The sequence below is a fragment of the Bacillus sp. FSL W7-1085 genome (assembly GCF_038595035.1).
GTDB classification, from domain to species: Bacteria; Bacillota; Bacilli; order Bacillales; family Bacillaceae; genus Bacillus; species Bacillus altitudinis.
The window spans coordinates 773,233-792,175 of the sequence record NZ_CP152000.1 but is presented as its reverse complement, the minus strand read 5'-3'; the positions used below and the strand labels follow the sequence as shown (position 1 = coordinate 792,175).

Below are 18,943 nucleotides of genomic sequence, written 5' to 3'. Positions count from 1 at the left end.
CCACAAAAGATTATAAAAGGAAAAATCCAATCGCCATAATGAAATAGGCAGCGAGCAATGTAGCACCTTCAAACCAGTTCGTATCCCCATCATTTGAAAGGATGACCGTTAGTAAAACAGCGGATGCCATGGCAATGAGCTCTGGTAATGAGAAGATCAGTGGCATTTGCTTTTCAAAAAACAGAGAGCTGATCACAAGGATCGGTGCGACCATCATGGCGACTTGAAGCGTAGAACCGAAAGCAATTTCGACCGCGACATCCATTTTGTTTTTATACGCCATAATGACAGCAGAAGCGTGTTCTGCTGCATTACCGACAATCGCAACAATGATGACCCCGATAAACAGTTCACTCCAGCCAAACTGTTCTCCGACTGTGTCAAATGTATGGACGAGCCGCTCTGAAATATACGCCACAGCAATTGTCGCAAGGAGTAAAATCGTCGTGGCAAACTTCCCCGACCACTCTGGTGTTTCTTCTTCCGTCGCTGCTTCCCCTTCAGCAATTTCCTGCTTGGCAACATAAACACCTCTGTGGCTGACCAGTTTGAAATAGAGTGCTGCGACATAAAGCAAAATCATCACGATGCTAATGCCGATACTTAAAACAAATTGACGATCTTCTGCCATCCCTATGGAAAAGACTTCTGGAATGACAAATGCCACAATAATCGCAAACATAAGAAGCCCAGAGTTATGCCTTGCATCGTGGACATTGAACTCTTGTCGTTTAAATTTCAATCCGCCAACGAAAAAAGACAGTCCAGCCACAAGCAGTAAATTGCCGATCACTGAGCCAGTGAGTGAAGCAAGGACAATAGCGGTGAGTCCTTGTTTTAATGCAAAAAATGAAATAATTAATTCCACTGCATTTCCAAAAGTAGCGTTTAACAAACCGCCAATTCTTGGTCCCGCTATAATGGCAAGACTCTCTGTCGCTCTTCCCATAAAACTTGCAAGACCGATGATGGCGATACAATAGACGGCGAACATGACAGCCTGCGGGAAATGAAGAAAACTGCCAATTACAGATAATGGAACACCAATTGCGACAATCACAAGAAACAAACGATTCATACAGCCAATCTCCTTTACATCATATCTGACTGTTATTCTTTCGTGAGTGCCGGCATCATATACATTTAGATTCGTTCGTGTGAAAGGGTGATATCAATCGTTCCTTTCACGGATTGCACCATGGAGCAATGCTTCAACGCAAGTTTCATTACTTTTTCCAGCTGTTCATCAGAGGTGCTGATGCTTTCAAAGATCATATGTAAATGAATATGAGTGATTTTGTTTACAGTTCCTTCTCTTGTCGTTTCAGGTGTAATGGTCAGCCCTTGATAGGATATTCGTTTTTTCCGGCATACATGAATGACCATTTCTCCAAAACAGCCCGCAATAGCCGAGGTGAACAATTGATACGGCCTGTATCCCGCTTCTTCATTTCCTGAAATATGTAGCTGCCTTTGATCAGCATTTGCGATCCACCGATCATTTTCGTATATCAGCTTCATTCCTTTTCCACCTTTCTATTGAAACCCCTATGGTTCCATTGTACGATGAAAGCATGAACTTGTAAGGAGCTTCTTATGTCGAGAATTCATTTTATGATTTTAATTTTACTTGTATCCGTATCTGGTTTTTCGCAGGGAGCGTTACTGCCAGTTATTTCGATTATTTTCGAACATGCCGGCACTTCCCCGACGTTAAACGGACTGCATGCCACCGGTTTATATCTCGGCGTGCTGCTTGCGTCTCCTTTTATGGAAGCGCCGCTGCGCCGCTTCGGATTTAAACCATTGATCGTCATTGGGGGCGCTGCTGTCTTTTTAAGTTTGTTTAGCTTTGTCTTTATTGAATCTTATGTGGTCTGGTTCTTCTTGCGGCTGATGATCGGCATCGGTGATCATATGCTTCATTTCTCCACACAGACGTGGGTAACCTATGCCTCATCATCTAGAAATCGCGGGCGAAATATTTCATTGTATGGGTTATCCTTTGGACTCGGTTTTGCCGCTGGCCCTTTTTTAACACCACTCATTGAAATCAATCCATCCTTGCCGTTTATTGTGTCTGGTGCAGTTAGTTTGTGTATTTGGCTGCTTGTGTTTGTTTTAAAAAATACATATCCTGATACAGGTGAAATGCAGACGTCAGAGCAGACAAATAGTTTGAAGCGCTTCAAGAAGGCGTTTCAATTTGGCTGGGTAGCGTTTATGATGCCGTTTTGCTATGGCTTTTTAGAAACGACGCTCAATAGTAACTTCCCTGTGTATGCGCTGAGAAGCGGGGTGACGATAGATGCTGTTGCGTTTATTTTACCTGCGTTTGCGATTGGGAGTATTGTTTTTCAGCTTCCTCTCGGGATGCTGAGTGACCGTTTCGGCAGACGACGCATGATTTTAGTTGTGACACTCGTCGGTTCATTCTTTTTCCTTTTAGCAGGGATTTTCATTCAGTCCGTTTTGGCTGTTGCGATCTGTTTCTTTATCGCAGGTATGGCTGTAGGTTCGACCTTCTCACTTGGCATCAGTTATATGACGGACTTATTGCCAAAGCATCTGCTGCCTGCTGGGAATTTGATGTGCGGGATGGCGTTTAGTGCAGGAAGTATTCTCGGTCCGGTTCTTGGCGGATTCTTTGTGCAGACGTTCGAGGGCATGAATTTACTTTACCTTGTCAGCATTGTGATTTTATTTGTGTTTTGTTGTGTTCGATTTGGGAAGACGCTGGCAGTGGTTGAAAGTAACTAAATGGAGGATCTATTTTGTTTACATTTAACATTTCAGATGACTTAAAATTGGCATGTTTACAAGTAGCCGATGCAGAGGCATTATTTGCACTTATCCAGCAGAATAAAGATCACTTGGGAGAGTGGCTACCATGGGTGAATCACTGTCATCGCATAGAAGATGTTCAATTATTTATTCAATCTGCCCGCGCTGCCTATGCTGAAAAAAAAGATATAGAAGCGGGTATCGTATTAAACGATCAATTAATTGGGGTATTCCGCATGACGTTTCTTCATCGGATAGGCAATATTGGGTATTGGATTGGTGAAGATGCGCAAGGGAAAGGTATTGTGACCAAAACAGTGAAATGTATGACAGATGCCTTTGCTCCTGAAGTCGATGGATTTGAAATCTTTTGTCCTGTTGGGCATGTCAGAAGTGAACGTGTTGCGATGAAAGCAGGCTTTCAGCTCGATCCAAACTATCAGCCAAAGCCTGATGCAACTTTTCTCCTGAAGCGTTATATACGGAAATTGAATCATTAAAAACTCCCCTGCACCTATGCAGAGGAGTTTTTTCATCTAGTGATACCCATTTTGCCCATTCGCACTTCCACTTGTTTTGTGCTTTGGCTGATGGCCTTTGTTTTGTTTTGTGTTGCTTCCGCCTTTTTTCGATTGTTTAGACATTCGGTATTCCCCCATCCGTCAAGATTGAACATGTTCGTTCTCCTTTAGGATGCCCGGATTTCTTCACACCTTGCCTGGTACGATTTTACGCTTATGTAAAAGCGCATTGAGCTCGCCGCCGAGGATGATCATAATGCCGGTTAAATAAAACCAGATCATTAATATAATGATTCCCCCAATGCTTCCGTACATCGCACTATAGTTAGCAAATTCGCCTACATAAAATGAGAACAGCATGCTGACGAGAATCCAGCCAACAGAAGCAAATATGGCACCCGGCATCACAAATTTCAATTTCAGCCTAATGTTAGGGGCAAAATAATATAGGGATGTAAAAACAATCAGTAAAATCAGTGGACTAATAATCCATCTCATGGCTGTCCAAATGGTGAGAAACGCATCTGACTGCCCTACTAATTTGGCAACGAATAAGCCAAGTTCTTTTCCAAAGACAGGCAGCATCAAGGCAAAAATAATCGTAAGCACCATCGCAATGGTTAAGATAATCGATGTTAAACGTACGAGAATGAAGGAACGATTTTCCTCAACTTCGTAAGCGTGGTTAAATGCTCTGACCACCGCATTAATGCCGTTGGATGCAGACCAGAGTGCCGCAATAATCCCGAATGACAACAATCCGCCGTTACGGTTATTCAGCGTCTCTTCGGCAATGGATTCAATCATCGAAAGCGCTCCCTCTGGCGCATAACCAGAAATGACGCTTAGAACATCCTTTGATGTCAGCGGCAAATAACCAACAAGCGTCAGCACGAAGATGAGAAACGGAAATAATGAAAGCAAAAAGAAATACGCAAGCTCAGCTGATTTTGCCGGTCCTTCATGCAGCAAAAAGCGTCCAATTAACGCTTTAACAAAACCCATACGCCTCATCTCCAATGATCAATCTTTCTGTTTCTTTTGAAAGTGATCCTTTGTTTCTTCAATAATCTCTAATACCTTTGGTGTTGTTTCCTTTAACTGATTCACCTGTTCATTCAGAAAAGACAAATCATCTGAGACCGTTCTCATCAATTGCTTCGTTTCTTCCATTTTTTCCTTCACGCAAGCAGACATCTTGCCAGGCTCCAGGCGGTATTCATCCAGCTTTTGCTGGCAGTCATTCCATTTTTCTTTCAGTGCAGTTCTTGTTGGACGATGAAATAATGTCAGCAATATGCCGCAGGCTGCGCCTATAACAGCTCCCCGAAGCACGATTTGTTTGTTCTCTTCCATCTCATCTGATCTCCTTTCCGTTAAAGGTGTTTCTCTTTTTTTACATACGTCAAAAAACGATCAATTCCTGTTTCAATTAAATCATGTACTTCCTCAAAGTTCCCAGTGTAATAAGGATCTGGCACATCGTCTCGATCGTCGTCTTCTACAAAGTCAAGAAGACGGCCAATAAAGTGATGTTTTCCATAGCCGGCTAAACTGCGGAGGGCGCCTACATTTTCAGCATCCATCGCAATGATATAGTCGTATGTGGTGATATCCTTATCCATGATTTGTCTTGCAGTCATTCCTTCATAGCTGATGCCCTTTTCATCAAGTAGCTTTCGTGTTCCTTCATGCGGAGGACTGCCTTGATGCCAGCCGCCAATGCCTGCTGAATCAATCACAAAGTGTTCACTCAGCCCTTCGTCTTCGACTCGTTTTCTAAACATCGCCTCTGCCATCGGTGACCTGCAAATATTGCCGAGGCACACAAATAATAAATGAATCATCCTTCATTCTCCTCCTATCTTTTCCCTAAGAATCCCTTTGGAAAACCTTTTCTCTATCATATCAAGCCCTTTTTCTTTTGGAAACTTTGCAAGAAAAACTCCCATCGGCATTGACAAAATACACAAAAAAAGGAGAAACTTTAGGAGAATTACACAAACAAAGGGGGACATTAGATGGGAATCATTGAGCAGTTTGTCACGACGATGAACAATTTTTTGTGGGGGCCTCCCCTATTAATTTTAATTGTTGGTACTGGAATCTACCTCACCTTTCGGATCCTCTTCATTCAAATTAGATTACTTCCTTATTCTTTAAAGCTCGCTTTTTCAAAACAAGACAAAACATCAGAGGGAGATATCTCCCATTTCCAAGCATTAATGACGGCTCTTGCTGCAACTGTCGGTACAGGGAATATCGTCGGTGTTGCCTCAGCTGTCATTGCAGGTGGTCCTGGTGCAGTATTTTGGATGTGGTTTGCTGCATTTTTCGGGATGGCGACCAAGTTTGCAGAAGCTGTTCTGGCTGTAAAATACAGGGTCAAAAACGAAAAAGGCGAAATGTCTGGCGGACCTATGTATTATTTAGAGCATGGCTTAAAACAGAAATGGCTAGGGGTGCTATTTGCTGTTTTCGGTGCCAGTGCTGCCTTTGGGATCGGCAACCTGGTACAGTCTAATTCCATCTCAGGCGTCATGAATTCTACTTTTCAAATTCCAACATGGGTAACAGGTATCATCATTACCGCCTTTACGGCACTCGTGATTTTAGGCGGAATTAAAAGTATCGGCCGAGTGACATCTATTTTTGTACCAGTCATGGCTTTATTTTACGTCATTTGCGGGCTCATCATTCTTGTCATGAATGCTGATCTTGTTCCGGGCGCAGTCAGTCTTATTTTCTCAGATGCCTTTACAGGTCAAGCCGTGGCAGGTGGTGCAATTGGAACTGTCATTCGCTGGGGTGTCGCACGAGGAGTCTTTTCCAATGAAGCTGGTCTTGGATCAGCACCAATTGCTGCTGCAGCTGCGAAAACGGATATGCCTGCCCGTCAAGCTCTCGTCTCTATGACGCAAGTGTTTATTGACACCATCATTGTTTGTTCTATCACTGGCATTACGATTGTCATGGCAGATATGTATTTAACAGTGAAAAGTGATGCGCTGACTTCGTTATCCTTTGCTCACTTCCTCGGTCCAGCTGGCTCAACCATCGTGGCAATCGGGCTGCTCCTGTTTGCCTATTCAACCATCATTGGCTGGTCCTATTATGGAGAGAAATGCTTTACATATTTGGCGAAGGATTCGTACGTCATGTATTACCGTATCGTGTTTGTGATAGCTGTCTTTTTCGGTGCCGTGTTTAAGAATGACTTCGTCTGGGGCGTAGCAGATATGCTCAATGGACTGATGGCCATTCCAAACTTAATTGGCCTCATCGGTTTATCAGGTGTTGTGGTGTTTGAATCCAAACGAATCATTGATAAGATCAAAGAGGAGAAAAAGGAAAAAAACATTTCAGTGTCGTCATAATAGCCCTTTTATTCTTTTGCTTTTCTGTTAAAATAGACATATTATTCGACACATGCAGGAAAGGACGTGCCGCCCTTGTCACAGCAAAAAGCGGCTGAAGTCAATCAGCTGATTGAAGACATTTCGCAAAAGCTCAATATGCTGAATATTGGAGTCATCAAAGCCGAAGACTTCAGTCCAGATAAGTATGAAGATATTGAATTTCTTCACCAAATGGTGATGAAAAAATCTTCATTCAGCCCAAGTGAAATGCAAGCCATTGCAAGCGAGCTGAAAAGCTTAAGAAAATAATCGTGCACCTGATACTGGATTGCGGTTGACGCCGCTTTCTTACATCCATGCACAGAAAAAGCCAGCACCTCGCAAGGTGCTGGCTTTGTTTATCCTGTCAAAACTACTTATTTTGCGAGCAGTTTTAATGATTCACGGTTAAATGCTGGAATGTCATCAGGTGTACGGCTTGTGACAAGTTGATCCTGACAAACGACGACTTCTTCATCTTTGAATTTGGCGCCTGCGTTTTCCATATCTACTTGAATGGATGTATAGCCGGTCGCGCCTCTTCCTTCCAGCGTCTTCGCTGTAATAAGCAATTGCGGTCCATGACAGATCGCAAATACTGGTTTTTTCTCGTCCATAAAGGCTTTTGTGAATTGCACGTAGCGATCATCCGCACGCAGAATGTCTGGTGAGAAGCCGCCAGGAATCAGAAGTGCATCGAAGTCTTCTGGTTTCACGTTATCGATAGACGCATCGACTCTTACTTCTGCCTCTCCTTGCTTTCCTTTCACTGTTTTTCCTTTTTCGTTTTCAATTACTGTGATCTCATGGCCTGCGTCTTTAAAGGCTTTTGCAGGCTCGGTGAATTCAACATCCTCAAAGTAATCTGTTAAGACAACTGCAATTTTCTTACCCATGTAGAAACCCTCCTGCTTGATTATCGTTTACACTACACACTATACCCCCGCCAATTGAAATCAAACATCCTATCCTATCCCTATGAGAAAACCCCCTTTCAGAAAAATAAGCATTTAGACTCATTCACATTCCCTTAACAAGGTAATTCGTATGATTTATGTTATCTTTACAATAATCTGCAAAAAATAACTACAAAAGTTAACGAAACATTTCTACAATAGGTATTGTGGTCAAAAAAATTAGAAAGGCGGAGATCAGGTGAAGAAGCAAGCACATAGGTCTAAACGAAGGAAAAACCTGTCTATTCTGCTCACTTCCATTATGTTGATTAGTCTCATTCTCCCAGCAGTACCTACTCATGCAGAAACAGAAAGCGGCAGCGCCGTAAAGGTCAGTATCTTAGCCACAACGGATGTTCATGCGAACATGATGAATTACGATTACTACAGCGACAAAGAAACAAATGAATTCGGTTTGGCAAAAACAGCCGAGCTGATTGACAAGCACCGTTCACAAAATCCCAATACACTCCTTGTTGATAACGGAGACCTGATTCAAGGAACCCCTCTTGGAGAATACGTTTATAAAAATGAAAAAGACAGCATCATCAATCAAACAAAGGTTCACCCCATTATTCATACACTCAACAAATTAAAATATGATGCAGGTACACTCGGCAATCATGAATTTAACTACGGTTTATCTTTTCTTGACGGTACCATTGCGGGCGCCAACTTCCCGATTGTCAATGCGAACGTCAAAAAGTTAAACGGAGAACACCGATTTACTCCTTATGTCATTCAGGATAAAACCTTTAAAGATGCAAACGGAGCCTCCCAAACTGTGAAAGTCGGTTACATAGGATTCGTACCACCACAAATTATGACGTGGGATAAGAAACATTTAGATGGACAAGTTCAAGTGCAAGATATTGTGGAGTCTGCCAATGAAACCATTCCAGAAATGAAAGCAAAAGGCGCAGATGTCATCGTCGCTCTTGCTCATACAGGAATTGAAAAAACAGCTTCACCTAAAGGATCAGAAAATATGATCTTTGACCTTGCCACGAAAACAAAAGGCATTGATGCGATTGTGTCTGGCCACCAGCATGGCACATTCCCAAGCGCTGAATATAGCGGCGTTGACAAATTTGATGTCGCAAAGGGAACCATTAATGGCATTCCTGTCGTCATGTCAAAAAACTGGGGAAGCTACCTCGGGGTCATTGATTTAACGCTAGAACCAGACGGAAGCAACTGGAAAGTCACAGATGGAACAGGCAAAATCGAATCCGTTGCCGGGGTGACATCTCAAAACAGTACAGTGAAAGATGCCATTCAAACAACTCACCAAAACACCCTAGATTACGTCAGAAAGCCAGTTGGAAAAACAGAAGCAGACATTAACAGCTTTTTCGCTCAAGTGATGGATGACCCTTCTATTCAAATCGTGACAGATGCCCAGAAATGGTATGCACAAGAAAAAATGAAAGATACTTCGTACAAAAACTTGCCGATACTCTCTGCGGGTGCGCCATTTAAAGCCGGCGGACGCAATGGTGTGAACTATTATACAAATATCGCAAAAGGTGATTTAGCGATTAAAAACATCGGCGATCTCTATCTTTACGATAACACCGTACAGATTGTAAAACTAAAAGGCAGTGAAGTAAAAGACTGGCTTGAAATGTCTGCAGGTCAGTTTAACCAAATTAAACCAAATACTTCAAATGAACAGCCTATTTTAAACGAAGAATACCGCTCATATAATTTTGATGTGATTGATGGTGTGACGTACCAAGTAGATGTCACACAGCCTGCTAAATACAACACAATGGGCACACTTGTTAACGCTAGTGCGAACCGCATCAAAAACTTGTCTTACAATGGAAAACCCGTTTCTGACAATCAAGAATTTTTAGTCGTGACAAATAACTACCGTGCATCTGGCGGCGGAGGCTTCCCGCACCTCACACAAGATAAAGTCGTGCTTGCCTCAGCAGATGAGAACCGCCAAGTGCTGATGGATTATATTATTGAACAAAAAACCATTAACCCAAGCGCAGATCAAAACTGGTCCATTGCACCAGTAAAAGGCGCAACCGTCACCTTTGAATCTTCTCTACTTGCAAAACCGTTCGCAGAGAAATCAAGCAGCGTCGACTTTATTCGGAATGCCAGCACAGACGGACTTGGCGTGTACAAGCTAGCGTTTAAAGATGATGGTACAACAGAACCACCTGCAACAGACAATTGGCATTTAACGGTGATGCATACAAACGATACACATGCCCATCTGGATGATGCAGCAAGACGCGCAACCAAGATCAAAGAAGTTCGCGCCCAAAGCGAAAACAATATTTTATTAGACGCTGGAGATGTCTTCTCTGGTGATCTCTATTTCACAAAATGGCAAGGACTTGCCGATCTGAAACTGATGAACTTAATGAAATACGATGCCATGACGTTTGGGAATCATGAATTTGACAAAGGTCCATCTGTCCTTCGTCAATTCCTGACAGGTGACGCATCCAGTGTAGATGCTAAAAACCGTCATCAGTTTGAAAAACCGAACTTCCCGATCGTGTCATCAAACGTGAATGTCTCTAAGGAAAAACAGTTAAGCGACTTAGTGAAAAAACCAGCAACATTTAAAGCTGGTGAGAAAAAAGAAGCTGGCATTTACCCTTACATTCTACTTGATGTAAATGGTGAAAAGGTCGCTGTATTCGGTCTCACCACTGAAGACACAGCCATTACATCCAGCAGTGGTCCCAACATTCAATTTCAAGATGCATACAAAAAAGCAAAAGAAACAGTCAAAACCATTCAAACTGAAGAAAAAATCAATAAAATTATTGCGCTCACACATATTGGCTATAACCGTGATCTAGAGCTGGCTCAAAAAGTAGATGGCATTGATCTCATCATTGGTGGTCACACCCACACCCTTGTTGAAAAATTAAAGGTCATCAATAAAAAAGAACCAACGATTGTTGCGCAAGTAAAAGACTACGGACAATTTTTAGGAAAAGTAGACGTGGCCTTTGACAAAAAAGGCGTCGTACAGCCAAAAGAATCTACTTTTGACCTCATCACGATCGACGACTCTGTGAAAGAAGATGCGGACGCAAAAGCGATTCTTGATCAGTACAAGGCAGATATCCAAGATTTAAAAACCGAAAAAGTCGGGACGTCAGATGTCTTCTTAGATGGACAGCGTGAACACGTCCGTGCAAAGGAAACAAACCTTGGAAACTTTATTGCAGATGGCATGTTAAAGAAAGCACAAGAATCTGCTGGGGCTGACCTTGCCATTACAAACGGCGGCGGTATTCGAGGCAGCATTGAAAAAGGAGATATCACATTAGGGGATATTTTAACTGTGATGCCTTTTGGAAACACACTATATGTCGCAGATTTAAAAGGCAGTCAAATTAAAAAAGCGCTTGAACAAGGTCTTTCAGGCATTGAAGAAGGCGGAGGCGCATTCCCTCATGTAGCCGGTATTGAATATACGTTTACACTGAGTAAACCAGCTGGCAGCAGACTGATTGATGTCAAATTGAAAGATCAAAAGGGCAATCTGACTGACATTGATGATCAGAAAACATACCGCGTGGCGACTAACGCATTCGTCGGCACAGGCGGTGATGGCTACAGCGTCTTTACAGAAGCGTCTCATGGTGAAGACTTAGGCTATGTTGACTATGAAATTTTCAAAGAGCAAATTGAACAGGCAGACGGTCATATTTCTCCAGTCATCGACCATCGAGTGAAAGAAGTATTCCTTCCTCGCTTGAAAGGAAAAGGCGCCTATGACATTCAAGATGATGAGAAATTCCAAACGTATGTGCAGCATACGAACAAAGCATTGCTCTATTTAGACAAAGCAACCGAAGCGAAAAAGGTTCAATTGTCTCTATCAAAAGGGCAAATAGCTGAACTGAAGAAACGAGAGCAAGATCCAAACGTCACTATCTATCATGACAAAGTCGGTCTAGCATTACCGCTCTCCAATTTATCAGAGCAACAAACAGATATATCAATGGCAAAAACAAATAAAGTGAAAAACGCATTAACCGACACATACGATTTCCAAATCAAACAAGATCAGAAAAATGTCTCTACCTTTAAAGATCCCGTCACACTGTTCTTTACATTAGACGCGCCTGAAAAAGCGAAGAAACCAGGTGTCTATTATGTCGATCGTGAGAAAAACCGCTATGCCAAAACAAGTAACGGTTCATTCGAAAACGGGATTGTCTCAGGTAAAACGGAGCACTTTAGTGAATACACCGTACTCAATCAAAGTGAAGCGGCTGGAACAGCTCCAGACCAAACTGGCGGAGACGGTGGAACTTCTGCTCCAGGCGGTTCGGATCCAAGTCAGGATGGAAGCGGCATGCCAGGCGGCACACTGCCGAATACGGCAACAATGATGTATACAGCGGTATTAATTGGCTTGCTCATGCTCGCCTCAGGCGGTATCCTTTATTACTACCAGCGCAAGCGTACAAGAAACAAAGTATCATCTTAATAGAAAAGGACAGAGCATTTGCTCTGTCCTTTTTTGCATCTCACTATTAATCTTGGGATAAATACATCCAATGACGATCATCAAATTCTTTCACATCATCTGACCCTATATGACGCAGCATTCTATTAAAGAACGTGATATCATCTTCATCATCAACGGCATATAAATCCTCTTGAACATATTCTCTCGTAATGAAATTCGTTAAGTTCGTGTTATTCACAAATTCAGCAAAGTACGATTTCACAAGGGTTAAATCTTCTTCACTTAATGTTTCATCACTGATAATTGAGATATGAAATACATTCAAAATCGCTTGAATGTCTTCTTCATCCATATAACATAATGGCTCTAATTTTCTATCTTCTTCCGTAAACGGTTTTCGCGTGTCTTCAATGATGACATAACATAAAATCCTGTGATCTTTCATCACGCTAAAAATTTCTAAATCTCGTAATTTTAATGGTCTATTCAGTCTGATCATTTGTCCTCCTAGAATGTTGCTCTTGTTTCCCTAAAACCTGAAATAGACAGAGCCTCGGCCCTGTCTATTTCTCTCTTCTAGCAAAATCCACGAATCTGAAACGATCTAGCCGGTGGCGGCTTTCAGTGTATTGGAATAGACTCGTATCCTCCAAGAACACATAATTCTTCACCACCACCACATGATCAAACCCGTTCAAATCGAGATACCTCTCATCTTCTTCAGTACATGGCTCGACCACAAATTCCTTTTGTGCGTAACTAATCGAGACCCCAAGTTCTCCTTCAATATACTCATAGATCGATCCTTCACAAATGTCCTTAGACAAGAACGGTACATGTTTTTGCAAGAAGTAATCTTTGTCTAAAATGACTTCTTCTCCGCTAATATTGCGAGAGCGAATGACTTCCCAAACGTCCTCCTGCCCACTGATTTTCAGCTGAGACTGAATATACTGATCTGGCTTGATTAAACCGAACTCATGAACCGTTGTTACCGTCTTTCGCCCAAGCGTTTGGGAAAGCTCTTTAAAGCTGACAAGACCCGAAACTGGGAACTGCATTTTCTCCCGATTCAGCAATACTGAGCCTTTCCCACGAATTTTTTGGATATAGCCATTTTGCACAAGGATGTTTAATGCCTTTCTCACCGTCTCACGGGATGTGTCATACATGACAGATAGCTCATGTTCTGATGGGAGGATGCCTTTATCCTGCCATTCACCTTGTTCAATTCGTCTAGCGAGCTGATCATAAATCACTCGAAACTTATTCTCTTTCATTTTCCCTCCGCCCCATTTACTAGCGTTTGGTTAAATGATAAACGATTGACTCATATGGGCGCAACGTAAATCCCTTGATATCTGCCGGCACATCCTCATAATTGGACAGTAAGACTTGCCCTTCCATTTCATTGACATCCTTTGCAAGCTCATCTGGAAGTGTAAAGTCCGTCTCGCCTGCATAAAAATGGTTGATCACGAGAATCTTCTCATCTTTGCCTTCTCGGACATATGCAAACACCTTTGGATCATCTGAAAGCAGTAAAGTAAAGCTTCCATAGGTGATTACATCAAGTTCCTTACGAAGCCTACAAAGGGCTTGATAATGATAAAAAATCGACGTCTCATCTTTTAAGGCAGCTTCTACTGAAATGCCGTTTTGAGCTGGTTCAATCCAAGGCGTACCTTTTGAGAACCCCACATTTTTTTCCGAAGTCCATTGCATAGGTGTCCTTGCGTTATCTCTTGATTTGACCTGTAAAATCGCCAAAGCTTCTTCCTTTGTTTTCCCTTTTTCAAGCATGACTTCGTACATATTGAGTGATTCGATATCGCGGTATGACGAAATGTCCTCAAAGCGAGGATTCTTCATCCCAATTTCTTCACCTTGATAAATATAAGGAGTGCCTTGCATCAAATGAATGGTGGTCGCCAGCATCTTCGCTGATTGCTGATGGTACGTGCCATCATCACCGTATCTAGACACGATGCGTGGCTGATCATGGTTGCACCAAAATAGTGCGTTCCAGCCGCCGCCCTCATGCATTTTCGTCTGCCATTCTGACAGAATTGATTTCAACTCTAGAAAATCAAATGGCGCAATGGCCCACTTTTCACCGTTAGGATAGTCAACTTTTAAATGATGAAAATTAAACGTCATATCCAGCTCCTGCCGATCAGGTCTTGTATACCGAATGCAGTCTGCAATATTCGTTGAAGACATTTCCCCCACGGTCATGCTATCGTATTTCGAAAACACTTCCTGGTTCATTTCATGCAAGAATTCATGAATTCTCGGCCCATCTGTATAGTACATACGCCCGTCACCTTGCACTGATTGCCCGGCATCATCTAAAAAGCGTTGATCCTTTGAAATGTTATTGATGACATCCAGTCTGAATCCATCGATCCCTTTTTCAAACCAAAAGTGCATGATGTCATATACTTTCCTGCGCACTTCATCATGTTCCCAATTGAGGTCTGCCTGGGTAACATCATATAAATGAAGATAATAGTCACCTGTCGCTTCATCTAATTCCCACGCTGGCCCGCCAAACTTTGACTGCCAGTCATTCGGAGGAGAGCCGTCCGCTTTCGGCTCCTTCCAAATATAATAGTCTCGATACGGGTTTTCCTTCGACTCTCGGGAGGCTTGAAACCACTCATGGAAAATAGATGTATGGTTCACAGCGAGATCCATGATGACACGAATCCCTCGTTCATGTGCTTCTTTCAGCATGTGCTCAAAATCGGCCATTGTGCCGTACATGTCATGGATTTTTGTATAATCACTAATATCATAACCGTTGTCATGCTGTGGTGACTCATACATAGGAGTCAGCCAAATACAATCCGCCCCTAGCTCTTTAATATAGTCGAGCTTTTTCGTCACACCATTGATATCACCTGTACCAGAGCCTGTTGTGTCTAAAAAGCTCTTCGGATAGATTTGATAGACCACGGCTTTTTTCCACCACGGTTCGTTTGTTTGTTGATTCAATTTCCTTCACCACCACTAGTTAAGTTCTTGTGATACATCCTTCTTCTTAAGTTTTGCATATAAAAGGGTACCAATGAATGGGACGATCAGCACAATCACCATTCCGATGGCAAATGCCCCCCAATATTTCGGAATGATCGAGAAGATTCCTGGAATGCCTCCAACGCCGACTGAACTTGCCAGTACCCCTTGTGAGGCAATAAACATACCAGCTATCCCTGAACTGATCAGGGCAAAAATAAACGGGAATCTATAGCGCAAGTTCACCCCAAACATCGCCGGTTCAGTAATCCCCAAGTAAGCAGAAATACTTGATGTCAGCGAGAGCCCTTTTTGCTTTTCATCTTTTAAGACAAACATCATCGCAAGTGCCGCTGATCCTTGAGCAATATTAGATAGTGCGAGCATTGGCCATAGGAACGTGCCGTGCAGTTTTGAGTTAATCAGCTGAATATCGACAGCTAGGAACGTATGGTGCATGCCTGTAATGACTAACGCTGCATATAATCCACCATATAAAAGGCCGCCAAGTGCTGCGAATTGCTGGAATACAGTGACGAGTCCAGATGTTAATACGTTTCCGATCGCAAATGTAACGGGACCAATGACGATAAATGATAAAAATCCAATGAGTAGTAATGTAATTGGTGCAACAACTAACAACTGAATACTTTCAGGTGTCCGCTTTGTAATAAATAATTCGAGCTTTGCGAGTAAATAGGAGGCGACAAGTATCGGAAGAACCTGCCCTTGGTAACCTACCTTTTGTACTTCAAGTCCAAACAAATTCCAGACAGGAATGTCACCTGTCTTTTCCGCCGCTCCATACCCCCACGCATTCAGCAGATCTGGATGTACAAGCATCAGTCCGAGGACCATCCCTAAAAGCGGATTACCTCCAAACCGCTTGACAGCCGACCAGCCGATTAATGCTGGCAAAAAGGTAAAGGCAGTACCTGCAATCAAGTTGATCATATTTGCTAAATCCGCCCATGCCGGATACACATCCACAATGGATTTTTGATCAAAGAAAATATCAGGAGCTGTTAAAATATTATTAATCCCCATCAATAAACCGGCTGTCACGATAGCTGGAAGGATTGGAATGAAGATATCTGCAAGCGTTTTCACCGCACGCTGCAGTGGATTTAATTTCTGATCAGAGGCACGCTTGACGTCCTCTTTTGTCGCTTCGCCGATTCCCGTCTGTTTGACCATTTCGGCATAAACCCGATTCACCACTCCTTGACCAATGACGACTTGGTATTGGCCATTCGCTGAGAAAGATCCCTTCACTTCATCAATTTGTTCTAGTGCTTTCTCATCCACCTTACCTTCATCTTTTAGCACAAAACGAAGTCTTGTCACACAATGTGTGGCTTGATCAATGTTTTCTTTGCCGCCAATGGCTTTCACAATCTGATCTGCCGCTGCCTGATAATCAGCCATGCTATCCCCTCCGAGATCGTTTTTTTATAAGAAAAAAGAATCAAAACTTGTATATACATGTTCACTTCATATTTTATATTTGTATATACATGTAGTCAACAAGAAAATGTAGCGCTTTCATAAAAAAAGCTCCCTCAATGTGCTCAAAGAGGCAGCGTGTCATCATCTTTTTTTATGCTCCGTTAGTTTTTCGTAGACCCTATTCTTATAAAAGGAGGAGGCTGGTCGAGCAAACGTTTGGCGCTTGGATGTGAGTTCATCAAGGCGTTTTTGTTTTTCCTCACATACGAGAGAGAGTTTTTTTCTTTCTTCTCCATCTATACTCGTTTTCAGTAACTCTTTAACCGTCATTAGTTCTTTTTTCAAAGCTGTTTCTTCCCCGGCAAAGCCAGCATTTTTCATGATTCGATAGCCCATCCTCAGTTCTTCAGGTACATGAGCAGCATCATCCTTTGGCAGAGGTTTCCCAAAACCTGCTAGTCCTTCAAAAGCTCCATGGTCCATCGCCTTTTTGATCCGTTCTTCTGACAATCTCTGCGCAAAATCCATGACACGTCTCCTTTCAGATCGTCTGATATTTTGGTTAAGCATAGCAAAAAAGCTGACTCTCTCACAAGAGCCAGCTTTCTCGTTATTTTTTGTCGATTTTAAAAGTAGATACCATTTGTGCCAAGTCCTCTGACATGTCAGAGAGCTGTTCAATCGCACTTGAAATTTGCTGCATGCCAGCACTTTGTTGTTCTGTTGCTGCCGCTACTTCTTGAGAGCTTGCCGCATGTTCTTCTGACACGACCGAAATTTGTTCAATCGATGTAGAAATTGTTTGATAAGCGCGTTCTACCTGCTTAATAGATTGAAGCAAATTGTTCGTTCTGCTTGCAAATTGAGACACTCCATCATAAATACCAGCGAAGTTCTGCGAGGTGCCTTTCATTTGCTCACGGCCTTCTTCCACTGCTTTACTGCTTTCCTCCACGCTTTCAAGGACACGCTGACTATTTTCCTGTGTGCCAATGACTAAGTCTGAGACCGTTTTAGCTGCATCAGCTGACTGTTCAGCTAACTTACGGACTTCATCAGCCACAACAGCAAATCCTTTTCCTTCTTCTCCTACACGTGCGGCTTCAATAGAAGCATTCAGTGCAAGCAGATTCGTTTGCGCTGAAATGTCCGTAATAATGGAGATGACACTTTCAATTTCTGTTGAATGTGATTGCAATTCTTCTGCCGCCTGCTTTGAGCTTGTCATCATGTCGTGTAACATGTTGAGATGTTCAAGCACATGCTGCACCAATTTTTGACCAGATTCTGACTGCTCTTGTACTTCTGATGAAACAGATTTCATTTCATCCACTTCTTTTGTCACGCCTTCGATTTGAGTATCAATTTCCGCAACAGATGTTGTGCAGTCTGTAATGTTTGCGACTGAATCATTGATTCCTTCACTCATATTCGTCATCGCTTCTGACACTTGTTGTGCACTTTGACTAGATTCCGTTGTCACTGTGCGAAGCTGTGAAGACATTTTCGACACTTCACTTGATGAGTTTGAGATCTTTCCAATAAGCTCTTTGATCCGTCCCTGCATTTTCTGGAAGGAAGCCGCTAATTGACCGATCTCATCTTTACTTTGAACTTCTACCATGCCAGTTAAATCACCATCTGCAATTCGATCCGCTGATTCCATTAATGAACGTGCTGGTTTTGCAATTCTTCTTCCCATGAAGAATGAGAAGAGTAATCCACCGATGAGCACAATCGCAGATGCTACTGTGATATAAATTGTCAGCTTTTTCGTTGTTGCTGGAACAACAGACGCATCTAAGTCAATTCCTAAAATCCCCGTGAGTTCACCGCCTGAATCTTTAATCGGTAAAAAGACGGATTTATGAGTCCCATACGAATCAACATAAATGTCACTTTTGACCATTTTATCTTCAGAAAGAGCTTGTTTCATTTCATCTGAAAAGACATAATCTTGATCAAAATCATTGTCTTCCCCTGTTAGTACGATGATTCTTTCTTTGCCGCCCTTATTTGATAACACGTATAAGTTCTCAAGCGTATGATCTTTTTGTAGTTCTGTGAATTTCTTTTTGATCTCCACATAAATAGGATCATCCTTCCCGCTAATGCTAAGGACATTTCCATCCATATTATCGATTTCTTTTTTCGCTGTATCAATATCTGTTGTTAATCGATAATCAAATTGCTTTAATAATTGGGAAGATAAATCCTGGCTAACTAAATAAAATGTTAGAACGAATAATGCAACGGTTGCGAGTAATGTTACGACAACGACTGACATGATTTTGGAGGATATCGTAAGTCCCCCAAACTTCCTTTGTTTCGCCATTTTTTTCTACATCTCCA

The 18,943-nt window shown here is 42.3% G+C and carries 17 protein-coding genes; 5 read left to right on the top strand and 12 right to left on the bottom strand.

Features of this window, described 5'->3' with window-relative positions; translation table 11 throughout:
• Positions 1–10: 10 nt before the first annotated feature.
• A complete protein-coding gene (gene cax, locus MKY11_RS03885) occupies positions 11–1,078 on the bottom strand; it encodes a calcium/proton exchanger (protein ID WP_342501873.1) in 1,068 nt (355 codons plus the stop codon).
• 65 nt (positions 1,079–1,143) lie between these two features.
• A complete protein-coding gene (locus tag MKY11_RS03880) occupies positions 1,144–1,521 on the bottom strand; it encodes an OsmC family protein (protein WP_035703685.1) in 378 nt (125 codons plus the stop codon).
• 75 nt (positions 1,522–1,596) lie between these two features.
• Between MKY11_RS03880 and MKY11_RS03875 the strand changes: the two genes are divergently transcribed.
• Entirely contained in the window at positions 1,597–2,760 is a 1,164-nt protein-coding gene (locus tag MKY11_RS03875; protein ID WP_008341750.1) for an MFS transporter, read from the top strand.
• A 14-nt stretch (positions 2,761–2,774) separates the two neighbouring features.
• Entirely contained in the window at positions 2,775–3,284 is a 510-nt protein-coding gene (locus tag MKY11_RS03870; protein WP_342501872.1) for a GNAT family N-acetyltransferase, read from the top strand.
• A 207-nt stretch (positions 3,285–3,491) separates the two neighbouring features.
• On the opposite strand, the gene MKY11_RS03865 is transcribed toward MKY11_RS03870, so the two are convergent.
• Genes MKY11_RS03865 through MKY11_RS03855 form a run of 3 tightly spaced genes read right to left on the bottom strand, consistent with a single transcriptional unit; the run spans position 3,492 to position 5,152 of the window.
• Complete coding sequence (locus MKY11_RS03865) at positions 3,492–4,310, bottom strand: YhjD/YihY/BrkB family envelope integrity protein (RefSeq protein WP_342501871.1); 819 nt, start codon at positions 4,308–4,310, stop codon at positions 3,492–3,494.
• Positions 4,311–4,328: 18 nt separating this feature from the next.
• On the bottom strand, positions 4,329–4,661 hold the full coding sequence (locus tag MKY11_RS03860; protein ID WP_035391343.1) for a hypothetical protein: 333 nt from the start codon (positions 4,659–4,661) through the stop codon (positions 4,329–4,331).
• A gap of 20 nt (positions 4,662–4,681) precedes the next feature.
• Positions 4,682–5,152: a low molecular weight protein-tyrosine-phosphatase gene (locus MKY11_RS03855; protein ID WP_342501870.1), complete on the bottom strand. Its 471-nt coding sequence runs from the start codon at positions 5,150–5,152 to the stop codon at positions 4,682–4,684.
• A 174-nt stretch (positions 5,153–5,326) separates the two neighbouring features.
• On the opposite strand from MKY11_RS03855, the gene MKY11_RS03850 reads away from it, so the two are divergent.
• Both MKY11_RS03850 and MKY11_RS03845 read left to right on the top strand, forming a co-directional pair.
• Positions 5,327–6,682 (top strand): sodium:alanine symporter family protein, encoded by a 1,356-nt coding sequence (locus MKY11_RS03850; protein WP_217967436.1) that lies wholly within the window; start codon positions 5,327–5,329, stop codon positions 6,680–6,682.
• A 75-nt stretch (positions 6,683–6,757) separates the two neighbouring features.
• Positions 6,758–6,973 (top strand): DUF1128 domain-containing protein, encoded by a 216-nt coding sequence (locus MKY11_RS03845; RefSeq protein WP_008341757.1) that lies wholly within the window; start codon positions 6,758–6,760, stop codon positions 6,971–6,973.
• A 107-nt stretch (positions 6,974–7,080) separates the two neighbouring features.
• Here the strand turns inward: MKY11_RS03845 and MKY11_RS03840 are convergent, their stop codons facing one another.
• On the bottom strand, positions 7,081–7,599 hold the full coding sequence (locus MKY11_RS03840; RefSeq protein WP_007496591.1) for a type 1 glutamine amidotransferase domain-containing protein: 519 nt from the start codon (positions 7,597–7,599) through the stop codon (positions 7,081–7,083).
• 259 nt (positions 7,600–7,858) lie between these two features.
• On the opposite strand from MKY11_RS03840, the gene MKY11_RS03835 reads away from it, so the two are divergent.
• Positions 7,859–12,139, top strand: coding sequence for a multifunctional 2',3'-cyclic-nucleotide 2'-phosphodiesterase/3'-nucleotidase/5'-nucleotidase (locus tag MKY11_RS03835; RefSeq protein ID WP_342501869.1), 4,281 nt, complete (start codon positions 7,859–7,861; stop codon positions 12,137–12,139).
• Positions 12,140–12,185: 46 nt separating this feature from the next.
• Here MKY11_RS03835 and MKY11_RS03830 read toward each other — a convergent pair whose 3' ends face one another.
• From MKY11_RS03830 to MKY11_RS03805, 6 genes are all read right to left on the bottom strand, one after another.
• The gene (locus MKY11_RS03830) at positions 12,186–12,620 is read right to left on the bottom strand and encodes a terpene synthase (RefSeq protein ID WP_159145502.1); all 435 of its coding nucleotides are present in this window, start codon (positions 12,618–12,620) and stop codon (positions 12,186–12,188) included.
• Positions 12,621–12,684: 64 nt separating this feature from the next.
• Positions 12,685–13,401, bottom strand: coding sequence for a trehalose operon repressor (treR, locus tag MKY11_RS03825; protein ID WP_017358787.1), 717 nt, complete (start codon positions 13,399–13,401; stop codon positions 12,685–12,687).
• A gap of 19 nt (positions 13,402–13,420) precedes the next feature.
• Positions 13,421–15,121, bottom strand: coding sequence for an alpha,alpha-phosphotrehalase (treC, locus tag MKY11_RS03820; protein WP_017358786.1), 1,701 nt, complete (start codon positions 15,119–15,121; stop codon positions 13,421–13,423).
• A gap of 15 nt (positions 15,122–15,136) precedes the next feature.
• Positions 15,137–16,570, bottom strand: coding sequence for a PTS system trehalose-specific EIIBC component (treP, locus tag MKY11_RS03815; protein ID WP_017358785.1), 1,434 nt, complete (start codon positions 16,568–16,570; stop codon positions 15,137–15,139).
• Positions 16,571–16,732: 162 nt separating this feature from the next.
• A complete protein-coding gene (locus MKY11_RS03810; RefSeq protein WP_008341761.1) occupies positions 16,733–17,119 on the bottom strand; it encodes a DUF1992 domain-containing protein in 387 nt (128 codons plus the stop codon).
• An 82-nt stretch (positions 17,120–17,201) separates the two neighbouring features.
• A complete protein-coding gene (locus MKY11_RS03805; RefSeq protein ID WP_160758124.1) occupies positions 17,202–18,926 on the bottom strand; it encodes a methyl-accepting chemotaxis protein in 1,725 nt (574 codons plus the stop codon).
• Positions 18,927–18,943 lie beyond the last annotated feature (17 nt).